At 51.9% G+C, this 8,614-nt stretch carries 8 protein-coding genes and 1 other annotated feature; of the genes, 6 read left to right on the forward strand and 2 right to left on the reverse strand.

The genetic code is table 11. From position 1 onward, the window contains the following. Positions 1–211: 211 nt before the first annotated feature. Positions 212–349 (forward strand): hypothetical protein, encoded by a 138-nt coding sequence (locus RT018_RS03720; RefSeq protein WP_312939417.1) that lies wholly within the window; start codon positions 212–214, stop codon positions 347–349. A 1,145-nt stretch (positions 350–1,494) separates the two neighbouring features. Here the strand turns inward: RT018_RS03720 and RT018_RS03725 are convergent. Beyond that, the gene (locus tag RT018_RS03725; protein ID WP_312939420.1) at positions 1,495–1,650 is read right to left on the reverse strand and encodes a hypothetical protein; all 156 of its coding nucleotides are present in this window, start codon (positions 1,648–1,650) and stop codon (positions 1,495–1,497) included. 438 nt (positions 1,651–2,088) lie between these two features. Between RT018_RS03725 and RT018_RS03730 the strand changes: the two genes are divergently transcribed. Continuing rightward, positions 2,089–3,672: a recombinase family protein gene (locus tag RT018_RS03730; protein ID WP_312939422.1), complete on the forward strand. Its 1,584-nt coding sequence runs from the start codon at positions 2,089–2,091 to the stop codon at positions 3,670–3,672. Positions 3,673–3,702: 30 nt separating this feature from the next. Further along, positions 3,703–4,110, forward strand: coding sequence for a glycosyl hydrolase family 18 protein (locus tag RT018_RS03735; RefSeq protein WP_312939424.1), 408 nt, complete (start codon positions 3,703–3,705; stop codon positions 4,108–4,110). Positions 4,111–4,211: 101 nt separating this feature from the next. Here RT018_RS03735 and RT018_RS03740 read toward each other — a convergent pair whose 3' ends face one another. Beyond that, positions 4,212–5,069, reverse strand: a complete 858-nt coding sequence (locus RT018_RS03740) for an undecaprenyl phosphate translocase family protein (RefSeq protein ID WP_312939426.1) — start codon at positions 5,067–5,069, stop codon at positions 4,212–4,214. Positions 5,070–5,292: 223 nt separating this feature from the next. Then, positions 5,293–5,536, forward strand: a binding site (T-box leader). A gap of 65 nt (positions 5,537–5,601) precedes the next feature. Between RT018_RS03740 and RT018_RS03745 the strand changes: the two genes are divergently transcribed. The 3 genes from RT018_RS03745 (at position 5,602) to RT018_RS03755 (ending at position 8,303) form a co-directional block, all read left to right on the forward strand. Continuing rightward, positions 5,602–6,600, forward strand: coding sequence for a methionine ABC transporter ATP-binding protein (locus tag RT018_RS03745; protein WP_397359687.1), 999 nt, complete (start codon positions 5,602–5,604; stop codon positions 6,598–6,600). Next, a complete protein-coding gene (locus RT018_RS03750) occupies positions 6,593–7,276 on the forward strand; it encodes a methionine ABC transporter permease (protein ID WP_312939430.1) in 684 nt (227 codons plus the stop codon). Before RT018_RS03745 ends, RT018_RS03750 begins: the two co-directional genes overlap by 8 nt. 169 nt (positions 7,277–7,445) lie before the next feature. Beyond that, positions 7,446–8,303, forward strand: a complete 858-nt coding sequence (locus RT018_RS03755) for a MetQ/NlpA family ABC transporter substrate-binding protein (RefSeq protein ID WP_312939431.1) — start codon at positions 7,446–7,448, stop codon at positions 8,301–8,303. Positions 8,304–8,614: the final 311 nt, after the last annotated feature.

Raw genomic sequence — 8,614 nt, forward strand, 5'->3', positions numbered from 1 at the left:
AAAATAAGCTGCGGAAGAATCCTTCAGATTCTTCCGCAGCTTATTTATTGATATCTTTACCGCCGGAAAAATGCATACATTCGGTCTGCTTCTGCACATTTTTCAAAAGTACTTTAACTTTTGACAAATTACAGTGAAATTCGACGCAGACATTCTCTATAATATGGGTTGCAATTCTTCACACAACATTCTAAGAAAGGAGGTATCTGTAATGGAAAATCTATCACAAGAGTATTTGCTTCTATTTAATACGATTATTGATGCGGAAAATGCATTAAACGCCCTTCGTGAAAAGCTCATTAATACATTAGATCAAGCAGAAGACTTATACATCAGTAAAAAAGACTAGCGTACTTTATGGAACATTCCAATTTCCTTTAGCGTATCACTCCCCACGGAGATCAAAGCTTTTAACGTAGGCTTAAATCTATTTAGTCACAGTCCGGATTTTGTAAACAGGCGAGCTATATTTGAGACAAGCATCTGCTAAATCAAACTATCATTAATTTCCTTGAGAATCTCTCCATTTAGTACGCAGAAAATTCCATACGTTTCTTCCCATCTTCCGCTACAACGATGCCCATATTTACAACATACACCGGAAACTTCGTACATTCTTTTCCTTTCTCTTTCTTTTTTAATCCGGCCGTTCAATTATGGATCGGTGCCGTATAAATATATATTTGTTGTAAAAGTTGGAATGTTACTTGTTTTCTTTCTTTATACATTTGTTTTATGCGGTTGTCCATTGATAGTGAAGGTTGCCTAATAAAAGCTCTCACGCTGTTTCCAACAGCTGAATCGCCCCAAATTGTGCAGACAACACAAAAAAGTCTCTGAGCAAGAAATATTGAGTTTTAAGTGGAGTGGCGCAGCGTGAGCGGTGCCACTCCGGTTTTTAGCTGGATACGTTCATGGCTATGGATATCTCAAAAAAGATTCCCGGTTTTGGATTGTAGACGAGGAGGTCACCGAAAATATGTGCCGCATTTACGGCATGCCGCTGGAGCTGGATGGAATTTACAATCTCACCTATTGCTGGCGCAATAATTGCAAATGACACGACTTTTATTCATTCTTTTCGAACCTCCATTTTCTGACGTGTAATTACTTTCAAAATCGAGGACATACTATGTACGAGGTGATTTTATGGCCAAAGACAGCCAACTCGACCCAAAAGAGATACGCAAGTTAAAATCCAAAGGCGGCCCCACATTTGCACAGAGTGCGCTTGATGGGGAAAGCCGAAACTCCAAGAAACAATCCGGTAACCGCCAAAAGCCTGGGGACGATAAGAAGTAGCTTGCCTTTTAGGCGAGCTTCTTTTTTATCCGCTAATTTCGTACCTTACCTTATAATTTTTCACAGCCATCAATAATCTCTGCCTCCCCCGGCGCGGCTCACCTTATCATTCCTGCGTCTTCAGGCTGGTTTTTTATGTACGGCATCTGATATCTTCCTGCAGCTTGTCCATCGCCGTCAGCGGCGGCAGCATCACGCATGGGGCTGCTCGCTGGACAGCTTCCGCATTTCGGCGTTTAAGTAGATCTGAATCATCTTTCGGTCTGCCTCCGCTTTCTCCTCTTGTGTCATATTGCGGCAGAAGGTATCCATGATGTAGCAGACGGCCCCATCGGTCTTCACAACCATCTTACAGTCCTCCATATTGGGGACAAATGGGAATTTACCTAAGTGCGCCATAATCATCACCTCACCGCAATGTACTAAAAGAAAGCTTGTCCTATTCGCTTTTTCAGTAATTCGCACCTTCACCCAGGCCCGCCAGTTCATACCGCTTTTGTTTTGCGGCTTCACACAGCGATCTGATGATCATAAAGCCGTCTCTTTTCCTTCGACTTAAAAAATTCCCCTTTTAATGATACAATAGTTCAACATTAATTTGCGCGAACAGTTCAGACAAAGAGTTTTAGAACAAGGGCAAAACACGGTATTGATTTGTGCGATTCAATCCACTTTCTCTCGCACCCTTCGCATAAAAATGAAGATGTGTTTACATAATTACTAGTGCCGCCTATCCGTAAGAATTAAGCGCCGCCCTTCCGGGCGGCGCTTGCCACAGGAGGAACCATGGAGCAGTTTTTGATTTATCTGCGAAAATCCCGAAAGGACCGGGACATGGAGCTGGAAACCGGTGCGTTTGATACGCTGCAGCGCCACAGGGATACACTGCTTACGCTGGCGTCCAAACAGGGTTATACTGTCTCCGATATTTTCGAGGAGGTCGTCAGCGGCGATACCATCGCCGAGCGTCCGGAAATGCAAAAGCTTCTGTCCGCCGTGGAGTCCGGGCAATACGCGGGCGTGCTGGTGATGGAGGTCCCCCGTCTGGCCCGTGGTAATACGCGTGATCAGGGCACTGTTGCCGAGACGTTTAAATACAGCAACACCAAAATCATCACGCCGGATAAAATCTATGATCCGTCGGATGAAGCCGATGAGGAGTATTTTGAATTTGGCCTGTTCATGTCCCGTCGGGAATATATGACCATCAACCGCCGCTTACAGCGAGGCCGCATGGCGTCTCTGAACGAGGGCAAGTATATTGCCGGTACGCCTCCATACGGCTACCGTAAGAAAAAGCTGGACCACCAGAAAGGCTATACATTGGAAATCGACCCGGAGCAGGCCCGGGTGGTGCAGGAAATTTTCCGGCTCTATACCGACGGAGAGGCGCGTCCGGATGGGACGCTGGTTCCCGTCGGCAGCTATGCCATCGCCAACCAGCTTAACGCGCAGGCCGTGGCTTCTCCCGGCGGCGTGCAGTGGTCGGCCAGCAGTGTCCGGGAGGTCCTCAAAAACCCCACCTACGCGGGGTTTATCCGTTGGGCATATCGCCCCCAAACAAAGCAAATGGTTGACGGTGTGCTTCAGACAACCTTCCCCGTTAGCAAGCAGTGTAAGCTACAAAAGGGCCTTCATGAACCGATTATACCGGAGCATACTTGGCGGCGAGCTATGTCCGCCATGGGCGGGCGGAGCCATGCCCCGGTCCCCGGCAACCGAAAAATTGCAAACCCGCTGGCCGGGCTGATTTATTGCTCCGTGTGCGGGCGCTCCCTTGTGCAACTGCCCCAGGGCCGCCACGGTGCACCCATGCTGATGTGCCCCACGCCAAAGTGCACAACAAAAGGCAGCCGCAGAGACGCTGTGGAAAGAGCACTAATGGAAGGACTGAAAACCTGGCTGCAAAACTATCAACTCAAGATTGCGCAGCAAGAGGAGACCGGAGAAGACCACGCAGAGTTGGAGCGTGCGCTTGCTTCTGCGGAAATGAGCTTAAACAAACTCAACACGCAGAAAGGGAACCTGTTTGACCTGCTGGAGCAAGGTATTTATACGCAGGAAACTTTTTTAGAGCGTTCGCGCCTGCTGGCAGCAAGAATCAGTGAGGCAGAAAAAGCCGCGCAGAACCTCCATAAGCACCTCGCCGCACTCAATAGTGTAAAGCAGGCCCGCCGCCAACTGATTCCCCGTATAAAAGGTGTTCTGGAAATCTACGATTCTCTGACAAATGCGGCTGACAAGAATGCCCTGCTCAAGTCCGCACTCGATCATGCCGTATACTCCAAAACCGTTGGCGGCCAATGGACGAAAAGCAATCTACAGTTATTTGTCTATCCGAAATTAGCGCCTGCTGAAAATGGCCTATAACCCGGCAGTGGTTATACATATGGTCCTCCCATGGCGGTTTCCCCCCTACCTCAAGTTCGCGCGGTGCTGGACTATGCCATTACCCAAATTCCCTCTGAAAAAATTATCCTTGGCCTGTCCAACTATGGCTACGACTGGACCCTTCCCTTTGTGGCCGGCGAGTCCAAGGCGCAGTCTATCTCCAACCAACAAGCGATTGAACTGGCCATTGAGTACAACGTCGCGATTCAGTATGACGAAACGGCACAAGCCCCCTTTTTTCACTATACAGATCGGGACGGTGCCATCCACGAGGTCTGGTTTGACGACGCCCGCAGTCTCTCTGCTCGCCTCCGCCTCATCCGGGAATACGGCTTTCGGGGTGCAGGCATCTGGAACGTCACCCGCCCGTTTTCGCAGCTTTACCTCGTTATGGCCTCTCTGTACAATCTGTCTTGAACCATTGTTCGACTTTTTCTAGGCAGTGTAAAATGTAGCTGCCCCGCAGCGTAACATTCTGCGGGGCAGCTAATTAATAATTGAATTAAATTTGCAACTTCTTATCCGGCGTTTTTCGGACCATTCCCTTGTGTTCCCTGATCCAATCTGCTGATTCCAAAAGCCAAAAGAAATCCCGCACCTGCGCATACCGCAGAAAGAACAAGCTCTCCCACGCCCTCGTAATGCACGGGGATAATCACCAGCGTAGAGGCAATCACAACCCCCATAATTCCGTGAAACGCAATGTCGTAATGTTTTTGAAACACCCAATTCACCACCCGCGCCAAAAGGACCACCGTTAAAACCAGTCCCGGCAACGTGGACAGTAACACCGACAGATCCAGAGCCGACAGCCCGTCCATTAAGGGCTGATACAGTCCCAGCGCCATCAGCACCGAGGAAGCCGCCAGCCCCGGAATCACAATTCCCAACCCAAACAGAGCTCCACTGAGGGTAAAGGACCAAAACCCCGGCGTAAGCTGCACGGACAGTACTCGTCCCACGTAAAACAGCACACCAAAAATCGTCCCGGCGCACACGCCCATGCTGATCCAGGAAGCACGGCTGCGTCCCTCTTTTCCTGCCTCCCGGTAAAGGGAGGGAACCGTTCCCACAATCAGCCCGATAAATGCCCATGTGGTCACCGCCGCAGATACGTTCAGCGCCGCCGAAATTCCCCTTGCAAAGCTCATAAAGCCAAGGGCACAGCCCAATCCAAGCGCGGGAATCCGCCTCCAGTACTTTGGTAGTGCCCGCTTGGGGTGGGTCAGTACCTCCATAAACGGCCGGTATAAATCAAATGCCACCGCAAGCACCCCGCCGGACACTCCGGGCAAAATCGCACCTGCCCCGATCAGAGCCCCGCAGAGAAAATCACGCAAGTAGCGCGTCATAAAATTATGGTTTTGTTTTGGCACACGCTACCTCCACCCATTGTAAAAATACTGCTTTCATAATATATCAGTTCTGCCCGAAATTTGCAATTCGATTCCCCACATTTCGCTCTTCTTCAAATGGTTCCCCTTTGTTTTTTGTTGCTTTTAACAGAATATTTTTGTGGTTATATTTATTTTACAGCAATTTTTCCCTGTTGACAAACTTGGGAAACTTTCGTAAACTTAAATGCAACAATTAAACATTGAAAAGACGATGAAGGAAAGAGTACGCAAACAGATACGTTGCAGAGAGCCTCGGCAGGTGAGAAGAGGTACGGAAGGGTTTGTGGAAGATGGTTTCGGAGTTGCGTGGCCGACCGCGTATGCGCAGGCCGCGACGGGAGCGCCCGTCAGCGCGCAGGAGTGTGACTGCACTCTCTAAGGCCGCCCCCGTGAGGAGGCGCGCGAACCAAGGTGGTACCACGGCGTTTTTTACGTTCGTCCTTGATGCATGGCATCAGGGGCGTTTTTTGTTGCCTAAATTACTGTATAAAGGAGGATGCTTGCTATGTCCATGATCGAACTTGAGCATCTGACCAAAACCTTTGCCGGCGGCGTTACCGCGCTGGACGATGTGACCCTAAGCGTGGAGGCGGGGGAAATCTTCGGTATCATCGGCCTTTCCGGCGCAGGAAAGTCCACACTGGTACGCTGTATCAATCTTTTGGAGCGACCCACCGCGGGTGTTGTCCGTGTAAACGGCGCAGAGCTAACCGGTCTTTCCCAAAAGAAGCTGCGCAAAGTCCGCCAGTCCATCGGCATGATTTTTCAGGGCTTCAACCTGCTCTTCCAGCGCACGGCGCTGGATAATGTGTGCTTTCCGCTGGAGCTTGCGGGTATGAGCCGAAGTGAAGCCCGTCAAAAGGCCCGCCCTTTTTTGAAGCTGGTCGGTCTGGAGGATAAGGAATCCGCCTATCCGGCCCAGCTCTCCGGCGGACAGAAGCAGCGGGTGGCCATCGCCCGGACGCTGGTGACGGACCCCAAGGTGATTCTCTGCGACGAAGCCACCTCTGCCTTGGACCCCACCACCACACAGTCTATTCTGGCGCTTTTAAAAGAGCTGAACGAGACCTTGGGCGTCACCGTGGTGGTCATCACCCATGAGATGACGGTGGTAGAGCAAATCTGCGACCGGGTTGCCATTATTTCCGACAGCCACATAGTGGAACAGGGCGCGGTGGCGGACGTGTTCCACCATCCGCAAACCCCCGCAGCTCGGCAGCTCATCACGCCCCGGGGCGCTATCTCCCAAAAGAGCAAATTTTGCGGCCCGCTATACCGTATTACCTTTGACGGCAACACCTCCGACCATCCCATTGTCTCCGGCATGGTCCTCGCCAGCGGCGCGCCGGTGAACATCTGGTACGCCGACACCAAGGATATCGACGGCAACGCCCACGGACAGATGCTTCTGGAGCTGCCGGAAAATTATGAGCAAACTCAAAAAATGCTGGCATTTTTAAAGGAACACCACGTTACCTATGAGCGAGAGGAGGCCGCATACTATGGCTGAGATTTTTACATCCGCGTTCTGGCATCAATACGGCCCCCTTCTTGGGCAGGGCGCTCTTGACACCTTGATTATGACCATGGTCTCCACCGTCTTTGCCTACCTGCTGGGCCTTCCTCTGGGCATCGTGCTCGGCGTCACCCAGCCCCACGGCATCCTGCCCCGCAGGGGTCTGAACGTGGTGCTGGGGTGGATTGTCAATGTGGGCCGCTCCCTTCCCTTCATCATCCTGATGGTGGCCATCATGGACTTTACAAAGCTCATCGTTGGCACGAAAATCGGCATCCGGGGCGCCATCGTTCCGCTGGTGATTTCCGCCGCCCCCTTCATCGCCCGGATGGTGGAAACCTCTTTGGCGGAGGTGGACGCTGGAGTCGTGGAGGCGGCGCAGGCCATGGGCGCTTCCCCTTTCCAGATTATCCGGAAGGTCTATCTGCCGGAGGCGAAACCCTCTCTGCTGCTGGGCAGCTCTATCTCCATCATCACCATTCTCGCCTATACCGCCATTGCCGGTGCAGTGGGCGCGGGAGGACTGGGTGACCTTGCCATTCGCTATGGGTATCAGCGCCGCATTCCCTCCATGCTTCTGGTCACCGTGATTCTCATTATCCTGCTGGTGCAGGGCATCCAAACCGTTTTCAGCTTCCTGTCCGCAAGAATCGACAAACGCCTGAAATAACAGCGGTCCTTTTTCCGGCGCTTTGATTTTCGGGTCCGCTTCTGGGCCTTCCCTTTCCGTTATTTTTTTGACCCACATCTCTCGTCGGCGCGCGACGGCGGGAAACACGGCCATTGAAATATAACTTCATACCATCAACATATATTTATTTTTAATGGAGGAACAACTGATGAAAAGAAAACTGTTTGCGTTGACGCTGGCCCTTGGCCTCACCGCTTCTCTTGCTGCCTGTGGAAACACCGGCTCTGGCTCCGCTGCATCCGGCTCGGCCGGTTCCGCTTCTGCTTCCGGCTCTGCGCCCGCCGAAACCGTCACCTTGAAGGTCGCCGCCTCCGCCACCCCTCACGCCGAAATTCTGAACGCCGTGAAAGACATTCTGGCCCAGCAAGGCATTGATCTTCAGGTCACGGAATACGGCGACTATGTGGTTCCCAACACCGCCGTGGAGGAAGGCAGCGAGGACGCCAACTACTTCCAGCACGTGCCTTACCTTGATAACTTCAACGCCGAAAACGGCACTCATCTTGTGAATGCGGGCGGCATTCACATCGAGCCCATGGGCATTTACGCGGGCAAAACCACCGCTCTTTCTGACCTTGCCGAGGGAGCCGTCATCGCCATTCCCAACGATGCCACCAACGAAGGCCGCGCCCTCCTGCTGCTGGAGGCCCAGGGCCTCATCAAGCTGAAGGACAGCGCCAACCTGACGGCCACGCCCAACGACATTGCCGAGAACCCCAAGAACCTGACCTTCAAGGAGCTGGAGGCCGCCATGATTCCCAACACCGTTGAGGAAGTGGACCTGTCCGTTATCAACAGCAACTATGCCATGGAAGCGGGCTTCAACCCCGCGGAGGACGCTCTGGCCATTGAGGATGCCAATTCTCCCTATGTGAACATCATCGCCGTGAAAGAGGGCAACGAGAACAACCCCGCCGTCCTTGCGCTGGTAGAGGCTCTCCAGTCCGAAACTGCCCGTGAGTTCATCACCACCACCTACGGCGGCGCCGTCATCCCCGCAGTCTAAGCATTTTCCGGCTGACGTCTCTTTTTAAAATGCTTATCCGTCGGGCGCGTTTTGTGCGAAGTCTGCGGAAACGAAACCTTAAAAGGGCGCGGGGAAATGAATTCCCCGCGCCCTTTTTGCACCCTCTAAGGCGATTGCTTCCGGTTTTCAATTGCCTTTCTTAGGTGGCAAACACTTTCATACACTGCTTTTTAAACACTGCTCTCGAGTAAGCGGTTCTCTCATAGCACCCAAAGAATAAGCCTATTGCTGAAAAAAGACCGCTCACGCGGTCTTTTTCCATTCTTTTTTTACCGCGTGGGAATAACCTC

This window comes from Oscillibacter sp., assembly GCF_032060045.1.
GTDB lineage: Bacteria > Bacillota > Clostridia > Oscillospirales > Oscillospiraceae > Oscillibacter.

Coding starts and splice junctions, on each gene's coding strand:
- RT018_RS03720 (WP_312939417.1), top strand. CDS start 212: ATGGAAAATCTATCACAAGAGTATTTGCTTCTATTTAATACGATTATT.
- RT018_RS03725 (WP_312939420.1), bottom strand. CDS start 1,650: ATGGTTGTGAAGACCGATGGGGCCGTCTGCTACATCATGGATACCTTC.
- RT018_RS03730 (WP_312939422.1), top strand. CDS start 2,089: ATGGAGCAGTTTTTGATTTATCTGCGAAAATCCCGAAAGGACCGGGAC.
- RT018_RS03735 (WP_312939424.1), top strand. CDS start 3,703: ATGGCGGTTTCCCCCCTACCTCAAGTTCGCGCGGTGCTGGACTATGCC.
- RT018_RS03745 (WP_397359687.1), top strand. CDS start 5,602: ATGATCGAACTTGAGCATCTGACCAAAACCTTTGCCGGCGGCGTTACC.
- RT018_RS03750 (WP_312939430.1), top strand. CDS start 6,593: ATGGCTGAGATTTTTACATCCGCGTTCTGGCATCAATACGGCCCCCTT.
- RT018_RS03755 (WP_312939431.1), top strand. CDS start 7,446: ATGAAAAGAAAACTGTTTGCGTTGACGCTGGCCCTTGGCCTCACCGCT.